This is a genomic window from Vibrio sp. Scap24, from assembly GCF_013394185.1.
Lineage (GTDB): Bacteria > Pseudomonadota > Gammaproteobacteria > Enterobacterales > Vibrionaceae > Vibrio > Vibrio pomeroyi.
Genome location: NZ_CP041332.1, coordinates 654,647 through 671,955, shown reverse-complemented (window position 1 = coordinate 671,955; position 17,309 = coordinate 654,647). Strand labels below are relative to the sequence as shown.

Below are 17,309 nucleotides of genomic sequence, written 5' to 3'. Positions count from 1 at the left end.
ACTTTTTATTAGGGTATAAGAGTTATTAGGATATAAGAGTTATTGGTTTGTACGAGCTGCTCACGTGAGCAGCTCAATACAGTTTGGTTTATGAGGATTTACGAACTCTTAGATACCACTCAGATAGCAGTCTAACTTGTTTCTCGGTGTAGCCTTTTTCCATCATACGAGCAACGAAGTCGTCGTGTTTTTTCTGATCATCCGTTGAGGTCTTAGCATTGAACGAAATAACAGGAAGCAGCTCTTCTGTGTTAGAGAACATTTTCTTCTCAATCACAGTGCGCAGTTTCTCGTAGCTCGTCCAAACTGGGTTTTGACCGTTATTGTTGGCTTTGGCACGAAGCACAAAGTTCACAATCTCATTTCGGAAGTCTTTAGGGTTACTGATACCGGCTGTTTTCTCGATTTTCTCTAGTTCACCATTTAGAGAAGCACGGTCAAATAGCTGGCCTGTTTCTGGATCGCGATACTCTTGGTCTTGAATCCAGAAGTCAGCGTAGGTTACATAGCGGTCGAAGATATTTTGACCGTACTCAGAGTAAGACTCTAGGTAGGCGGTTTGAATTTCTTTACCGATGAACTCTACGTAGCGTGGCACTAGGTATCCTTTCAAGAACTCTAGGTACTTCTCGGCAGTTTCTTGAGGGAATTGCTCACGTTCGATTTGCTGCTCAATCACGTAGAACAGATGCACTGGGTTCGCAGCTACTTCGGCTTGGTCGAAGTTGAACACGCGAGACAAGATCTTAAAGGCGAAACGTGTTGATAGACCAGACATGCCTTCATCAACACCCGCATAGTCACGATACTCTTGGTAGCTCTTCGCTTTTGGATCGGTGTCTTTTAGGGTCTCACCATCGTAAACACGCATCTTAGAGAATAGAGAAGAGTTTTCAGGCTCTTTCAGTCTCGACAGGATGCTGAATTGCGATAGCAGATCGAGTGTGCTTGGTGAGCAAGGCGCTTGGGATAGCTCACTGTGCTCAAGCAGTTTCTTGTAGATCTTAACTTCTTCAGACACACGCAGACAGTAAGGGACTTTTACAATGTACACACGGTCGAGGAAGGCTTCGTTGTTCTTGTTGTTACGGAAAGTCTGCCACTCGGATTCGTTCGAGTGAGCCAAAATCATCCCGTCGAATGGCAGTGCAGAAAGCCCCTCAGTACCGTTGAAGTTACCTTCTTGAGTCGCTGTTAGTAGAGGGTGCAATACCTTGATTGGAGCCTTGAACATCTCCACAAATTCCATCAGACCTTGGTTTGCTTTACATAGCGCACCAGAGTAGCTGTAGGCATCTGGGTCATCTTGAGAGAAGTGCTCAAGCTTACGAATATCAACTTTACCTACCAGAGATGAAATATCTTGGTTGTTTTCATCACCTGGCTCTGTTTTCGCGATCGCAACTTGATCGAGAATAGAAGGGCGCAGCTTGATGACTTTGAATTTAGAAATATCGCCGCCAAAATCATGGAGGCGCTTCGCTGCCCACGGAGACATAATCGAGCGAAGGTAGCGTTTCTCAATGCCATATTCGTTCTTCAGTAAGTCGCCGTCTTCGTTGACATCGAAAAGACAGAATGGGTGATCGTTTACTGGGCTTCGTTCACCGTCAGCAGACAATACATAAATGGGTAGCTTTTGCATCAGGGCTTTGAGTTTTTCAGCAAGCGAAGATTTACCACCGCCCACAGGGCCAAGTAGGTAAAGGATCTGTTTACGTTCTTCTAGGCCTTGAGCCGCATGTTTAAGGTAAGAAACAATCTGTTCAATCGCGTCTTCCATACCGTAAAAATCTTCAAATTCACGGTAGCGAGATATGACTCGGTTCGAGAAAATACGACTGAGATGAGGGTCTTGAGCGGTGTCAATGACCTCCGGTTCGCCAATGGCAAGAAGTAAGCGTTCCGCGGCGTTAGCGTAAGCACTTTTATCGTCTTTACACAGCGCCAAGAACTCTTGCAGTGTCAGCTCTTCTTCCTTGGCTGCTTCATAACGTGATTGATAGTGGTCAAATATACTCATAGTCACATTCCCCTTGTTAACCAGTCAAAACTGACGAGCGATTGAAAAATAGGCTCTCCCTACATTTTAAGGTTAGACCCGCTTCCACAATTTTGCTTAACAATTATGTATTTATTTACAATTTTGCGTGTTGAATGGCAAACGAAAGCAATGGGTAACTTGAGCCGAGAGGAATCGAATTATTTTACATTCATGGGGTATCGACGGTTTGTTTTATGATTTTAGGAGGCTTTCCAATTCTTGCTGTGGATTTATGCGTATTGGATGTATAACGAAGCCTTATTGATTTTTTGGAATGAAATACCATATAATGCGCGGCGTTATCAAAAATCGCTTAAAAAATAGGTAGAAATAGTGAAGAGTCTCTGGTTAAAAATCGCCTTTGTTGGAATGACAATGCTCATGGCGACTGCTGCACACGCAAAAATATCACAATGGTCATTGGGTGTGGCTGCTTCCTATTCTCCTGCCGTTTATAAAGATACGCCGTCAAACCGCGCAGTTATTCCAATGATTGGTTATGAAGGCGAGCACTTTTTCATGCGTGGTTTCAGTGCTGGCTATCGTTTATTTCCTGCGGGTTCACCGCAAAACATCGTTTTTCGAGCGGTGTACGATTCAAGAACATTAAAGCCGGGTGATTCTGATAACGTGGATATTCAAAAATTAGATGAGCGTGAAGCTTCAGTATTGGGTGGCGTAAGCTATCAAGTGATCACTATGGTGGGTATGTTTGAAGCGACGGCGGGGTCGGATTTAGGCTTTAAACACAACGGTATTTATGCGGAAGCAGCATGGCGCCTCCCTATTCGTCGCAATGGTTGGGCGATTACTCCATCTATTGGTTACGCGTATAACAGTGAACGCTTGAACAACCACTTGTATGGTGTGAGCTCGGCAGAAGCGTCGAGAACGAACTTGAATGAGTTCGATGCAGATTGGGACGGCCAGTACTTTATTGGTTTAGGTGGTTACTTACATGTAACGCCGAATGTTCGAGTGACTGGCGGCGTTCGTTACACCAACCTAGAAGGTGATATCGAGAACAGCCCAATCCTTGAAAGCGGGATTAATATGGCGGCCAACGTCGGTGTTGCTTACGTTTTCTAGTTAAAAAAAGCGAATACAAAAAAGGGTTACTCATGTGAGTAACCCTTTTTATTTGAAACTTTATAAGCCAAATTTAGGCTTATCTTTTTTATGCATTAAGCACTGAAGATTTGAGACAGCTCTGTCGCACAAAGGTGGTACTGACGAGGGCAGTTACGCCATGTTGTTAGCATGCGACGGTATTTGTCTAGCATTGGCATTTGGCTATTGAAGTGGTGATCAGCTTTGTCAAATTGAGGGTAAAGACCTTCAGAGTCAACAAGGAAACGCACGTAGTGTACGATCTGCGCTTCAGAAGCGATATCAAAACCTAAGAACTGTAGGCGGCGTTGATCAACTTCAGCGCGCTCTTGTTCTGCTAGCATTTTGTTTGACTCTTGCATTGCATGGTACATCTCCATGATGTCGATAATTTCGCGACATTCTGCTTCAGTCAAACAACCAAATTCTTTGTTAAGCTCACGCATTTGGAGTTCGTAACCACGTTCTACAATCGTTTGTAGACGTTGGTATTTAGCTGAGTTCTCAGGATCCATTTGAGACATTAGGTAGTATTGATTTGATAGAATTAGACGCTGAGCATTGGTCATTTCCATGGGAGAAGCCTCACTAAAAAACTAAATGTTGTATTCTTTTGTTGCAGTAAGAGTAACAGCATTCCTACGAGTGGAAACATGATCTCAACACGGATTTAATATGATTTTTTGAATTGATAAACAAAAGTTGTAAAGAAAAGTGAAAGGATTGTTTTGCTCGAAAAAGAAAACGCCCCAATAGAAATTGAGGCGTTTGAAACGGAGGCTGAGTACCGTCTAGATTAGTTCTTTAAACGGTTAGTATTTTACGTTTGAATGGTACTGACTAAGAACAGCGACAATCTCATCCATTTTTTCTTTACTTGGCGGGTTAACACCATCAAGTGGATAGTCGTGACCCAGCGCTTCCCATTTATGAGCACCAAGCTTGTGGTATGGAAGCAGTTCTACTTTCTCGATGTTGTCCATATCTTTAATGAATTCACCAAGAAGGTGTGCATCTTCAGCAGTATCTGTGTAGCCAGGAACAATCACATAGCGAATCCAAGTTTTCTTGCCGATTTTGTGCAGGTAGCGTGCAAAATCCAGAGTACGTCGGTTTGATACACCAATGAAATCGTGGTGAATCTCGTCTCGCATGTGCTTAAGGTCAAGCATCACTAGATCAGAGGCTTCAAGAACTTCATCAACCACTTCTGTGTGCTTACGAATGTAGCCATTAGTATCAAGACAAGTGTGAATGCCTTCAGCTTGAGCTGCGCGGAAAAAGTCACGAACAAACTCAGGTTGTAGCATCGCTTCGCCACCTGAACAAGTGATACCTCCGCCAGAAGCTTTCATGAAATGACGGTATGATTTTGCTTCGTTAATGATCTCTTCGACCGTTACTTCCTTTCCGTCATGAAGATCCCATGTATCGCGATTATGGCAGTACATACAGCGCATTAAGCAGCCTTGAAGAAACACAATAAAGCGGATACCAGGGCCATCGACAGTACCACAAGATTCGAATGAGTGAATGCGACCAGTTGTAGACATGAGCTATTCTCGTAGAGGAATTTATACCCTTTATTTTATTACAAAAACGGTACATAAAATAGGGTCAAATGGTAACGAGGTCTTTAAAAAAAAAGGCAATCACCTGTGAAGATGATTGCCCTTATTAAACTTGAACAGTGAAGGACGAAAGCCCTTGCTGGTGGCTAGAAAAACGCAAACATTGTGATACCGCCAGTGGTGTACACCGACTCTTTTGCTTCTTTGTAATCAGGTGTTTTTGCCGTAAGTGCGAAGGATGCACCAACGTATTGGTTATACCAAGCCACACCTAGCACAGCCGTTGCTTGAACGTTCTCTAATGTCACATCGTAAATAGCAGGATCTAGGCCGTTTTTATCAGAATATTCATCTACACCAGAGCGATCGCCTTCGATGGTTAGGTCATTAAATCGGTAACGACCTTCAAGGCCTGCATAGGTAAACCAACCTGTGTTAGATGCACCGATCATACCGGCTTTAAATGGGTTCTCTGTGCTGATGTTCGCCGCGCCAAAGTTACCACCTAGGTCTGTACCCCAACGGAACATGAAGCCCGTTGAAATGTCACTTCTAAAATTACCGACGTTGATTTCTGAAACGTTAGAGATCTCGAAGTCTGAATTTGCTAGTGCTTGGTTACGCATTAAGTTGAAATGGCTTAGGTAACCAACGCTTCCCGCCCATTCATCATCAACTTGATATTCCCAGCCCATAGGCTCATCTGATTTTGTGATTGAGTGAACCAGTTTTTGAGCATCTTCAGACAGTGCACGTTCGCCTGTTGTACCAAACGTGATGTTAAAACGCTGAGCTTGTTGTGGGTTCAAGCTGATGTAGTTGAATTCTGTGTGTAGGTAACCTGCATACGGACGATCATTGGCAGATGGTGTTTCCAACTCAATATCTGAAGGCGTATACATCTTGTGGCCAATGGTAATTTCCCACTTATCTAGAGAGCTTGCGCCCCAGTAAGAAAGGCTCAGTGGTTTTACCCAGTTGTATGGCGTAATACTTGATGATGTGTAACCCAGAAATAAGCCGTTGGTATAGTCTTGGTCGACACCAAAAATACCATCATTATCTAAAGCAAAAGTCAGCGTCGAACGCTCAGATGCTAAAGATGAGAAAGAGAGAAGAATCAGGGGTAAACAACGCAGGTATTTCATGGAGCAGTTACTCTTAAATTATGAACCGCGATATTACCGTAATTTGACAGAATTTGTGGAAAAAAAGTGAATGGCAGGGTGCTTTTTTGCTCAATCTAACACTTCGAAGGATGGGTTAAGCTTGTGCGATTTACAACGGATATAAAAAAGCCCCGCACATTGGCGAGGCTAATATTATTTACTGTCTATTAAGCGGTGAGCTTATAGAGACTCAGTAAATGTACGTGCGATTACGTCAGCTTGTTGCTCTGCAGTTAGAGAGTTAAAGCGAACAGCGTAACCAGATACACGGATTGTTAGCTGAGGGTATTTCTCAGGGTGCTTAACTGCGTCTTCTAGAGTGTCGCGGTTAAGAACGTTAACGTTAAGGTGTTGACCACCTTCAATGCCAGCTTCGTGGTGGAAGTAACCATCCATTAGACCTGCAAGGTTAGCACGTTGGCTATCAAGTTCTTTACCTAGTGCGTTTGGCACGATAGAGAACGTGTAAGAGATACCATCTTGTGCGTCAGCAAACGGTAGTTTACCTACAGACGTTAGTGAAGCTACAGCACCTTTCTCATCGCGACCGTGCATTGGGTTTGCACCAGGAGCGAAAGGAGCGCCAGCACGACGACCGTCTGGAGTGTTACCAGTTTTCTTACCGTATACAACGTTAGACGTGATAGTAAGAACTGACTGTGTAGGGATAGAGTTACGGTAAGTCTTAAGCTTACGGATCTTGTTCATGAACGTAGAAACTAGTTCACAAGCGATATCATCTACACGAGAGTCGTTGTTACCGTATTTAGGGTAATCGCCTTCGATTTCGAAGTCAGTTGCGATACCGTCTTCGTCACGGATTGGCTTCACTTTAGCAAACTTAATTGCAGACAGTGAGTCAGCAGCAACAGAAAGACCAGCGATACCACAAGCCATAGTACGACGAACGTCACGGTCATGAAGAGCCATTAGAGACGCTTCGTAGCTGTACTTGTCGTGCATGTAGTGAATGCTGTTTAGTGCAGTCACGTATTGCTTAGCTAACCAGTCCATGAATGTGTCTAGGCGACCCATTACGTCATCGTAGTTAAGAACTTCGTCAGTGATCTTGTCTGAAACAGGACCAACTTGCATCTTAAGTTTCTCGTCCACACCGCCGTTGATTGCGTAAAGCATTGTTTTCGCAAGGTTAGCACGAGCACCGAAGAACTGCATTTGCTTACCAACGATCATTGGAGATACACAACAAGCGATAGCGTAATCATCTGACTCTAGGTCAGGACGCATTAGGTCATCATTTTCGTACTGGATAGAAGAAGTATCGATAGATACCTTCGCACAGAAACGCTTGAAGCCGTCAGGTAGTTGCTCAGACCAAAGAACAGTGATGTTTGGCTCTGGAGAAGGACCCATAGTGTATAGAGAGTTTAGGAAACGGAAGTTCGAACGCGTTACTAGCGTACGACCGTCGATACCCATACCACCCATAGACTCTGTTGCCCAGATTGGGTCGCCAGAGAACAGCTCATCGTACTCAGGAGTACGTAGGAAACGAACCATACGCAGCTTCATTACGAAGTGGTCGATCATTTCTTGTGCTTGTTCTTCAGTGATCTTGCCAGCAGCGATATCACGCTCGATGTAGATGTCTAGGAAGCTCGAAGTACGGCCTAGAGACATTGCAGCACCGTTTTGAGACTTAACAGCAGCTAGGTAGCCGAAGTAAGTCCACTGGATAGCTTCTTGAGCAGTTTGAGCTGGCTCAGAGATATCGAAACCGTATTTCTCAGCCATTTGCTTGATTTGACCTAGAGCACGGTGTTGCTCAGAGATCTCTTCACGCAGTTGCATTGTTTCTGCTAGGTTTTCACCGTTTTCGAATTGCTCTTGAAGAGAAGCAAATTGAGCTTGCTTGTCTTTCATTAGGAAATCAATACCGTAAAGTGCAACACGACGGTAGTCACCAATGATACGACCACGGCCGTAAGCATCAGGAAGACCAGTCAGAACACCAGACTTACGACATTTTAGGATATCAGGAGTGTAGATATCGAAAACGCCCGCATTGTGTGTTTTGCGGTATTCTGAGTAGATTTTTGAAACCATTGGGTCAAGAGTTTCACCGTATGCTTTACAAGAACCTTCAACCATACGTACACCACCGTTAGGGATGATTGCACGTTTTAGTGGCTTCTCAGTTTGTAGACCAACGATAGTCTCAAGATCTTTCTCAATGTAACCTGCATCGTGAGCAGTAATGGTAGAGATAACAGAAGTATCGAAATCTACAGGTGCTTTAGTTGCGTTTTCCTGTTTGATACCTTCCATTACCGAAGACCAAAGCTTGTTAGTTGCTTCAGTACCCTCAGAAACTAGGAAAGACTCGTCGCCTTCATACGGCGTGTAGTTCTTTTGAATGAAATCACGAACGTTTACTTCGCTTTGCCACTCACCTGCAGCAAAATCTTCCCAAGCTTTAGCAAATTGCTCTGCCATGACATACCTACCTTTTTAGTAGAAAAAATACGTACATTAACACTGTTGAGCCAGCGCCCCTCGTAAGGGTAGTACACTCTTATTAATAACAATATATATGAGCATATCAGCGTCATATGGTTATATATATTGTCACTACTTTTTATATGTTGTCTTTACTCTATGAATTCAAGACTACGCTAAAAAATTCCTGCAAACCTTAAACTAAATCAATAAATACCAAAAAAAGTTGAAAAAATTTGAGTGACAGGGGTTGCCACCCAAACTTTTTTTTAATCCGAATACTACTTTTGTGTAGTAAGGACTATTATAGCCAAGCTTTTAGACCATATTGGCTTTCTAGCATACCAACTGCAAGCATTGCTACTAGACAGATAACCAAAACACCAACTGGGATAACAATCTTGTCTACAAATGATAGGCGCTTAGCACGCTCTTTGTCACCAATTAGACCGTTGTTATCTAGAAGCATAGTCAATGCCCATGCTAGTACTGGGTTAACAACCGCTGAACCGAAGATACAGATACCAGCCGCTTGAGAATCTTTAGAATCCTTAACCATTTGCATACCCGCTTCAAGTAGAGGTAGAGATACACCTACAAGTAGCGCAACACGCATCACTGGTGGCCATACTGCAACGTCCATTGGGAAACCAAGAATCGCAACAATAATACATAGAGAACCAAGCAAGATTGCGCCGCCAGGAATTGGACGTTTCGCGATAGCTGCTGGGATCATGTAAGTACCCCAAGAAGAAGTGATGTTACCACCACCAACCGCAGTACCAACCATTTGACGAACTGAACACATAGTCATTGTGTCATCTACGTCCATTAGTACTTTTTCAGAACGTTTAGGGTAGTTCAACTCTTGGAAGATACGGTGACCAAGGAAGTCAGGTGACCACATAGCAACAGCAAGGATTGCAAACGGTAGAGAAGCAATGAAGTGCTCAACGTTTGGTAAACCAAGCATCCAACCTTCAGAAGTAGAACCCCACCAGTAAACTGGGTTTAGGTTTGGAATACCCATTTCAGTTTCGAATACGATGTCGAAGCCTGCGCCTAATACTAATGCAATAGCAAGGCCAGTGAATGCACACACTGGGATAGCCAACCAACGCTTGTTCACTTTTGCTAGGAAAGCGTAAATAGCAATAGTAATAGCAAGAACGATTAGACCAACGTAACCCATGCTACCCGCTTCAACAGTAGAAGATTGAAGACCAACCGCCCATTCTTGAATTGAGTTGATTTGGCTCATTGTACCGGTTAGGCCTAAGAAAATGAGCAAGCCACCAGCGGTACCTTCAGAAGTCAGGTTAACCAGCTTGGAGCCGCCTTTTAGGAAACTTAGGATTAGACCAAAGACACCGATAAGGATTGCCAATGCAAGAGGGTGAGCACCAGCTAGAGCGATGGTACCAATAAGAGGAATCATTGGGCCGTGGTTACCGGCAAGGTTTGCTTTAGGGTTAAAGAAACCAGAAGCTAAGATACAGAACAGCAGTGCAGGGATAAGCATTTCTACACGAGCGACTTCAATCGCAAACTCTTTACCTAGGTTTACGTGATCCCAAGCTTGAGTCAGGCCGTCAGCCCAAGACATCATTACTGCAGAGTACATCGCGATGATACCAATAGTACCAGCAAGTGCAGGAACAAGATCTTCAAGTTCAAAGCGGAAGTCACGACCAGGAAGGTTTAGGCCGAAGCGGCGAGGCTTCATGATTTGAAGCTCGTGATCTAGATAATCTGAGCGGCTCTCAAATTCAGAAGCAGGACGGTGTAGCTCTTTATAGCTTTTCTCTTCTACTTCAGAGTTCGCATTATTGACAACGTCTGACATAGATTCCTCATATTTTTATGTTAGTAATTCTAAAATTGAATTCTATAATTTCGCGTAATTGCGTTATTTCTTAGTTATAACTCATTAACATTATGTTGCACGGTTTTGATGTGCTTTATGCAGCTAAGTTAAAAGAAATGTTTGGCATTTTTAATGCCTTATTCTTTGCTGAGGAGTCTAACAAGCTTACCCTTTAGGGTGATTGATCTTGATCACTTTATGAGTTTATGTGAAAGAAAGCTACAAAACGAAGCGATTCATTAACGTACCATTGATGAATCGTGTAATTAGTTTTCACAAATTGACGTTTACCTATCTTCTTAGAGCCTTTGTCGTCATGGCTCGAGCTCAATACCCAATTCTTACTGAGTTATTTCACTATTACTTGTACTTGCTTCCCAACTGTTCCCAGTGAAATGCTTACAATGTAATAACCTTAAAATAATTGTGCCTTATGGTGTGTATGTAGCGTTGAGCGTGCAGATTATATTTTGCAGATCTCGGCGTATCTAAGTTCACAAAACTTGTTTTTCTTGTGAGACATCAAGCTACGGGAATCTCATTTTGGTTAACTTTATTTAAACAATGTAAGGGGTGTAATTACAGCTTGTTGATAGAACTCATTCATTAAATTGAGGCGAAAACGCTACCTTTTGCATAATAAGTCAGAGTGAATCGCTATTTATTCCAATTTATTGGGTTAATAATTTGTTGCATGTTGTTTCGTGTGGTGCTAGTTTGTATCGCATGAAAAGGTCGGAGTACCTTGCATTTTCACAAACTTGGGAGAGAAAGCGCATGAAAGATGTACCAGCGCTGGACATAAAGGATCTACACAAAACGTTTGGTCAAAATGAAGTTTTAAAGGGAATTTCACTTTCTGCGCATAAAGGCGATGTTGTATCGATTATCGGATCTTCAGGATCGGGTAAAAGTACTTTCCTTAGATGTATCAACCTTTTAGAGACACCAACTGCAGGCGAGATTTGGGTTAATGGCGAATTAATTCAAATGAAAAACAACCGCCAAGGTGTATCTGTTCCTGCCAATGAAAAACAAGTTCAGCGAATCCGTTCTCGTTTGGCGATGGTTTTTCAAGGCTTCAATCTTTGGTCTCACCTGACCGTTCTCGAAAATGTTATCGAAGCACCCGTTCACGTATTAGGTGTACCTAAAGCTCAAGCGATTGAAAATGCAGAACTACTCCTTAAAAAAGTAGGCTTGTATGAGCGCAAAGATTACTACCCAGGTCATTTATCAGGTGGACAACAACAACGTGCGGCAATTGCTCGAGCGTTAGCCGTTGATCCGGAAGTGATGCTGTTTGATGAACCAACATCGGCACTTGACCCTGAGTTAGTAGGGGAAGTACTTGGTGTTATGCGCGATCTAGCAGAAGAAGGAAGAACCATGCTTGTGGTAACACATGAAATGGCTTTTGCTCGTGACGTATCAAACCATGTGATGTTCCTGCACCAAGGTCTAGTGGAAGAACAGGGCGATCCAGCAAAACTGTTTACGGAACCTGAATCTGAACGTTTACAACAATTTATCTCATCGATTTACTAATCAGAATTGAAATGCCGTTGCCAAGGTAAACAGCGACGGTGTGAACAATAAAACACAACAAGTAAGTTAATAAGTAACAACAAACACAATATTAAAACTAGCAAAACATAAAAACCTAAATCACAGGAGTAGGGATATGAAAAAGTGGTTATTAGTCGCGGCACTTGCTGCAACTGCTGCAACGGGCGTAGCTCAAGCAAAAGAATGGAAAACAGTACGCTTTGGTATTGAAGGTGCTTACCCTCCATTTAGCTGGACAGAAGCTGACGGTTCACTGAAAGGTTTCGATGTCGATATGGCTAACGCGCTTTGTACTGAAATGCAGGTGCAGTGTAAGATCGTTGCACAAGACTGGGATGGTATTATTCCTTCTCTACTTGCTCGTAAATATGATGCGATCATCGCGGCAATGTCTATCACGGAAGAACGTAAGAAAAAAATCGACTTCACTGGTAAATACGCACTTATCCCAAACAAGTTCATCGCTAAGAAAGGTGCAGGCCTTAACTTTGATGATCTAAGCGGTCAAAAGATTGCCGTTCAACGTGCAACAACTCACGATAAATACCTAACAGACAACTACGGCGACACTGTAGAGATCGTTCGTTACGGTTCATTCGACGAAGCTTACCTTGATCTAGCAAACGGTCGTGTTGCTGCTGTACTAGGTGATGCATCTGCTCTAGAAGAAGGTGTGCTAAACAAAGCGGGTGGTGAAGACTACGAATTCGTTGGTCCATCACTAACGGATCCTAAGTGGTTCGGCGAAGGTTTTGGTATTGCTCTACGTAAGCAAGACAAAGATCTGACTAAGCAATTAGATGCGGCAATCCTTTCACTACGTGAAAAAGGCATCTACCAAGATATCGCGGCTAAATACTTCAACTACGACGTATACGGTCAGTAATCTTTAGCGTCAATTCTTAAGGGAGAGGTTCTCCTCTCCCTGTCTTACCAACTTTTTCGCAGTTCTGTTGGAATCCATTATGTTTGATTTACAAGGATATGAAGCGTCGATCCTGAAAGGGGCGGTGCTCACAATCGAAGTTGCCTTGCTATCGCTAATTTTAGCTATGGTTCTTGGTATGCTAGGTGCCTTAGCAAAACTCGCGCCTTATCGCTGGGCTCGTGCTATTGCAACCCTTTACACAACCGTCATTCGAGGCATTCCAGATCTCGTACTGATGATGCTGATTTTCTTTGGTGGACAAATCCTTTTAAACAACAGTTTGTATTCCATCAATGAGTGGCTCAACGAGTGGTTCGCATCCAGTGATCCTAACCACGAATGGACCTCTTACTTACCTGATTACATTGATGTCAGCCCATTTGTTGCTGGTGTCTTAACCATAGGCTTTATCTTTGGTGCTTACATGGCGGAAACATTCCGCGGTGCGATCATGGCTGTCGACAGCGGTGAGATGGAAGCGGCAAAAGCTTATGGTATGAGCCCTGTAAAGGCGTTTCACCGCATACTGTTACCGCAGATGATTCGTCACGCCTTACCGGGTTTTGGTAACAACTGGCTGGTACTACTTAAAACCACCGCGCTGGTTTCGATTATTGGCCTAGAAGACATGGTACGTGTTAGCGCTCTGGCGGCAGGTTCAACCAAAATGCCATTTACCTTTTACATGACTGTGGCGATTATCTTCTTGTTCTTCACCAGTGTTTCGACGGGCTTACTTAAGCTGGTTGAACGTAAATTCAGTATCCACGCGAGGTAGTTATGGACTTTTCATTGATAATTGAAAGCCTGCCGATTTACCTTGGTGGTTTATGGACAACGGCTTGGATGGTTTGTGTTGCTTTGATCATTGGCTTATTTGTCGCCATACCATTAGCTATCGCTCGCAACAGTCCGAATATGCTGATTAATGCTCCGGCTTGGTCATTCATCTATTTCTTCCGTGGTACGCCATTACTGGTTCAGTTGTACCTAATTTACTACGGTATGGACCAATTCTTCCCTGTGAAAGACACATTATGGGAAAACGCGTGGTTCTGTGCGTTGGTGGCATTCATTCTTAACACGTCAGCTTATACCGCAGAGATCATTCGTGGTGCGATTAACGGCTTACCGAAAGGTGAAGTTGAAGCAGCAAAAGCTTACGGAATGAGTACGCCGAAGACTTACCGCCGTATCATTTTACCAAGTGCACTACGTCGCGCACTGCCAGCCTACAGTAATGAAGTTATCTTCATGCTTCACGGTTCAGCCGTTGCGGGTATCGTAACGATTATGGACTTAACAGGTGCAGCGCGTTTGGTTAACTCACGTTACTACGCTCCATTCGAGTCTTTCTTAACAGCAGGTCTGTTCTACATGGCGTTAACGTTCATCATCATCGCGATTTTCAAATTCGCAGAGAAACGTTTCCTTGCTTACCTAAGACCACTTAGCTAATTGCATGGTATCCATATAGTTAACAAAACGGTGCTCATTGAGCGCCGTTTTTTTGTATCACAAGAAAGCTCAGTGATGGCTTTGGATAGGTTCACCTTGGAGAGCTATCGATTTTTCAAAACAGTTAACTTGCTTCAAATTGTGCTTACACATTCATTAGAATAATTGCTTTAGATTTAACTATAGATAGACTCGGCGAAATTTTGTTGTTGTATGGAATAATGATGAAAAAGAGTAACTTACTATCCAATTTGATTCTTTGTGTTATCGCCCTATCACTTTTAGGATGCGGAGGTGGTAGCGGCGGTGAAAGTGCCCAAACTGGTTCTGGTGGTTCTGGTGGTTCTGGTGGTTCTGGTGGTTCTGGTGGTTCTGGTGGTTCTGGTGGTTCTGGTGGGGAAGGGGGCGGAGGTGACGGAAGCGGTGACCCTGATATTACTCCTACTCCACAAACAGCTGTACAAAAGGCATTGTCCACGGGCGATGCCTCGTATGTAACTGACTCTAATGAATTTATTGAAGCTAGCCAAGCTTTAGTAACTCGATACAACTCGGATTACAATCTGATTAAACAAGCTTTATCTCAAAGCTCAGATGGGGAGCCGTTACGCAATCTTCATTGGGATCCAACCCATGACACAGCAATTATCTTACCTACCTATGGCTTTAATGATGTCATCTTAAAAACTAATAAAGCGATGATTGATGGGTATGATGATCAAGAGTTAGTGATAGGTATTGCTGGCTATACATCAAACAACAGTCGCTATGCAGCATTAGCGAGTAACCCATTTAGAACGAAGCAACGTTTCCCTGATTCTGTTAATGACGAGATGAACACTTGGTTGAAGAACTTGGTTACTTGGGTTTCAGGTACTGATGCACCCCAGAATGTCGTGTTAGCTCAGCTTGATCAGTCTCATTATTTTCCTGATGACCAAGCGACACGAAAATGGTTAACCGACAATGTTAACGCTTCTATGGTTATCAACGCAGACAACACTTGTGATGGCAGTCAGTTAAGCCAGTGTCTTGAAGCCAATAACCCTGATTTGTTGATCGTGTCTCAAAAGCTTAATGCTGGCGATAGCATAGACGATGTTCTTAAGGGCGTACGCCTCGCGTTCAGCAACAATATTCCTGTGTTATACCTGCATCTTGATGGTGGTATGACGGACTTAGGTAATGCCTTGTTCGCTGAAATGCACATGACCTACGTTGGTGATAACTATTGGCGCAAGCTCGGCCTGTCTAATTGGGATTCTACACAGCTTATTAATCAGGTTCCGGATAACATTGTTCAACAACAATCACTTTTACAGAGATTGAAAGACGACAGTTTTACTGTTGACCTGAATACCTGTGATGACAAATCTTGCCCTGCTGAATCCAATATGGATGAAGAGTTCTATATTGCAGCAAACAGTATTCGTTCCCATCTAACATCGCTTGATAGTAAGAAAGTGGATCTGTTTACAACGGATGATTACGAATATGAAAAGTTGTTACTGCTACTTGCTGACCATTACCGTCAAGACGTTCAGTACCCAATGGGTAAAGGCGTGACAGAGAGAATTGATTTTCTTCGCTCTTATTACAGTGATTATGCGGTATACAACAGTCGCGTGTATAACGCGGCGCAACCAAGTCTAGGGAACTTTAGTACCAAGAGTTTTGAGAATGTACCGCTCGTCTCGAAAACCATTGCCTTGGAGTCTAAAAGAAACTTCCGATCCGCTGGTGTGTATGCCTTGCCGGGTAAGACAATCAAGGTGACTCGCTTAGACAATAACGATGTGGCTACGTCTATTGCATTTAATACATTGCGTAGCGGCGCGACACACGAGTTTTCAGGCAATGACGGTTACGCTCGGCCAAAATTTCTCACCTCGGTAACCTACCCAGTGAAAACGGGAGAGACGATTTATCTCACTTCAGCCCATGGTGGAACATTACAGGTTCATTTTGATACCAATGATATTGATGTGGAGCTGCGTTTTGAAAATGTCGCGCAACACCCCGTTTGGCGCAGTGAGGCAGACAACGACAGTTTTGTTGCACAGCTTGAGGAAGGAAACTTTGATTGGGCCGAGCTGATTACTCCGGGGTTTGAAGTTCACTCAAAGCTAGAAAAAATGCAGGATTCAGTAAGCCCTGCGCGATGGGACAAGCCACAAGATATGGCATTAGCAACAGAGCGTTACGTTCATAACTTACCTCATGCGCTTGCTGGTTTTGAAGGCCCTGGAATTGATGTCATTAATGAAATTCAGCAATACGCAAAAAATCAGGGTTGGCAGGTTGAAACCATTGATATTGTGAAGCATATGAACGCCGACCAAGCGAACTGTGGTTACGGTTGTTCAGGAAACCCTTATGATGCTTATTGGTCTTTTGACCCACTAGGGCATGGTGATCTACATGAATTAGGGCATGGGCTTGAGAAGAGTCGCTTTCGTTTCTCTGGTTGGGAAGGTCACTCAACAACGAACTACTACTCCTATTACAGTAAGTCTCGTTATTACCAAGAGACAGGAAAGATATCTGCTTGCCAAGGTTTAGACTTCAAAGGTCAATTCGAAATACTTAAACAGAGTCGTTTGGAAATCGACCCGAATGCTTATATGGCTACTCAGAACCAAGCGAATTGGAGTTGGGGTGCACGCATCTATATTCAGATGATGATGTTGGCACAAGAGCAGGGGATTTTGACAACGGGTTGGCACTTACTGGGACGTTTGCATACGATAGAGCGAGAGTTTAATCGTTTGGCAAAATCAGAAGAATTATGGAACGCGAAAAGAAGCTCGATAGGTTTCTCTGATTACACAATTGAAGAGGCAAAAGCTATCTCTAGTGATGATTGGCAATTGATCGCGATGAGCTATGTCACTCAACGAGATATGCGAGCGTACTTGGATATGTGGGGCTTTAGCTTTGAGAATAAGGCGAAACAACAAGTTGAAAGCTTGAATTTAACGACTATGCCTCTCAAGTATTTTGCATCTGAGAATACTGGCTATTGCTTGGATGACTTTGCGAAGTATCCATTGGATGTGGATGGAAGTGCTGTTTGGCCACTTTAATGAATCAATATCACCAATATGATTAACCAATAAAAGATCGATACAAA

The 17,309-nt window shown here is 43.3% G+C and carries 12 protein-coding genes; 6 read left to right on the top strand and 6 right to left on the bottom strand.

Annotated elements, in window-relative coordinates; all coding sequences use genetic code 11:
- Nucleotides 1–88: 88 nt before the first annotated feature.
- Nucleotides 89–2,023, bottom strand: a complete 1,935-nt coding sequence (locus FLM53_RS02645) for a PrkA family serine protein kinase (RefSeq protein WP_017631239.1) — start codon at nucleotides 2,021–2,023, stop codon at nucleotides 89–91.
- A gap of 396 nt (nucleotides 2,024–2,419) precedes the next feature.
- Here FLM53_RS02645 and FLM53_RS02640 point away from each other — a divergent pair, with 396 nt between their 5' ends.
- On the top strand, nucleotides 2,420–3,133 hold the full coding sequence (locus FLM53_RS02640; RefSeq protein ID WP_176680916.1) for a MipA/OmpV family protein: 714 nt from the start codon (nucleotides 2,420–2,422) through the stop codon (nucleotides 3,131–3,133).
- 95 nt (nucleotides 3,134–3,228) lie between these two features.
- On the opposite strand, the gene FLM53_RS02635 is transcribed toward FLM53_RS02640, so the two are convergent.
- From FLM53_RS02635 to FLM53_RS02615, 5 genes are all read right to left on the bottom strand, one after another.
- On the bottom strand, nucleotides 3,229–3,729 hold the full coding sequence (locus FLM53_RS02635; RefSeq protein WP_017631241.1) for a YfbU family protein: 501 nt from the start codon (nucleotides 3,727–3,729) through the stop codon (nucleotides 3,229–3,231).
- Between the two features lie 237 nt (nucleotides 3,730–3,966).
- On the bottom strand, nucleotides 3,967–4,707 hold the full coding sequence (pflA, locus tag FLM53_RS02630) for a pyruvate formate lyase 1-activating protein (RefSeq protein WP_017631242.1): 741 nt from the start codon (nucleotides 4,705–4,707) through the stop codon (nucleotides 3,967–3,969).
- Between the two features lie 164 nt (nucleotides 4,708–4,871).
- Nucleotides 4,872–5,873 carry a lipid A deacylase LpxR family protein gene (locus FLM53_RS02625; RefSeq protein WP_176680160.1) on the bottom strand — a complete coding sequence of 334 codons (1,002 nt, stop codon included), beginning with the start codon at nucleotides 5,871–5,873 and terminating at the stop codon, nucleotides 4,872–4,874.
- A 201-nt stretch (nucleotides 5,874–6,074) separates the two neighbouring features.
- Nucleotides 6,075–8,351, bottom strand: coding sequence for a formate C-acetyltransferase (gene pflB, locus FLM53_RS02620; protein ID WP_048659694.1), 2,277 nt, complete (start codon nucleotides 8,349–8,351; stop codon nucleotides 6,075–6,077).
- Nucleotides 8,352–8,658: 307 nt separating this feature from the next.
- A complete protein-coding gene (locus FLM53_RS02615; protein ID WP_019820901.1) occupies nucleotides 8,659–10,200 on the bottom strand; it encodes a DUF3360 family protein in 1,542 nt (513 codons plus the stop codon).
- 798 nt (nucleotides 10,201–10,998) lie between these two features.
- On the opposite strand from FLM53_RS02615, the gene FLM53_RS02610 reads away from it, so the two are divergent.
- From FLM53_RS02610 to FLM53_RS02590, 5 genes are all read left to right on the top strand, one after another.
- Complete coding sequence (locus tag FLM53_RS02610) at nucleotides 10,999–11,769, top strand: ABC transporter ATP-binding protein (protein WP_004736532.1); 771 nt, start codon at nucleotides 10,999–11,001, stop codon at nucleotides 11,767–11,769.
- A gap of 136 nt (nucleotides 11,770–11,905) precedes the next feature.
- Nucleotides 11,906–12,676, top strand: coding sequence for an ABC transporter substrate-binding protein (locus FLM53_RS02605; RefSeq protein ID WP_010437364.1), 771 nt, complete (start codon nucleotides 11,906–11,908; stop codon nucleotides 12,674–12,676).
- Nucleotides 12,677–12,755: 79 nt separating this feature from the next.
- The gene (locus FLM53_RS02600; protein ID WP_017063493.1) at nucleotides 12,756–13,496 is read left to right on the top strand and encodes an ABC transporter permease; all 741 of its coding nucleotides are present in this window, start codon (nucleotides 12,756–12,758) and stop codon (nucleotides 13,494–13,496) included.
- A 2-nt stretch (nucleotides 13,497–13,498) separates the two neighbouring features.
- Nucleotides 13,499–14,176: an ABC transporter permease gene (locus FLM53_RS02595; protein WP_017062123.1), complete on the top strand. Its 678-nt coding sequence runs from the start codon at nucleotides 13,499–13,501 to the stop codon at nucleotides 14,174–14,176.
- A 224-nt stretch (nucleotides 14,177–14,400) separates the two neighbouring features.
- A complete protein-coding gene (locus FLM53_RS02590) occupies nucleotides 14,401–17,262 on the top strand; it encodes an ImpA family metalloprotease (RefSeq protein WP_176680159.1) in 2,862 nt (953 codons plus the stop codon).
- Nucleotides 17,263–17,309: the final 47 nt, after the last annotated feature.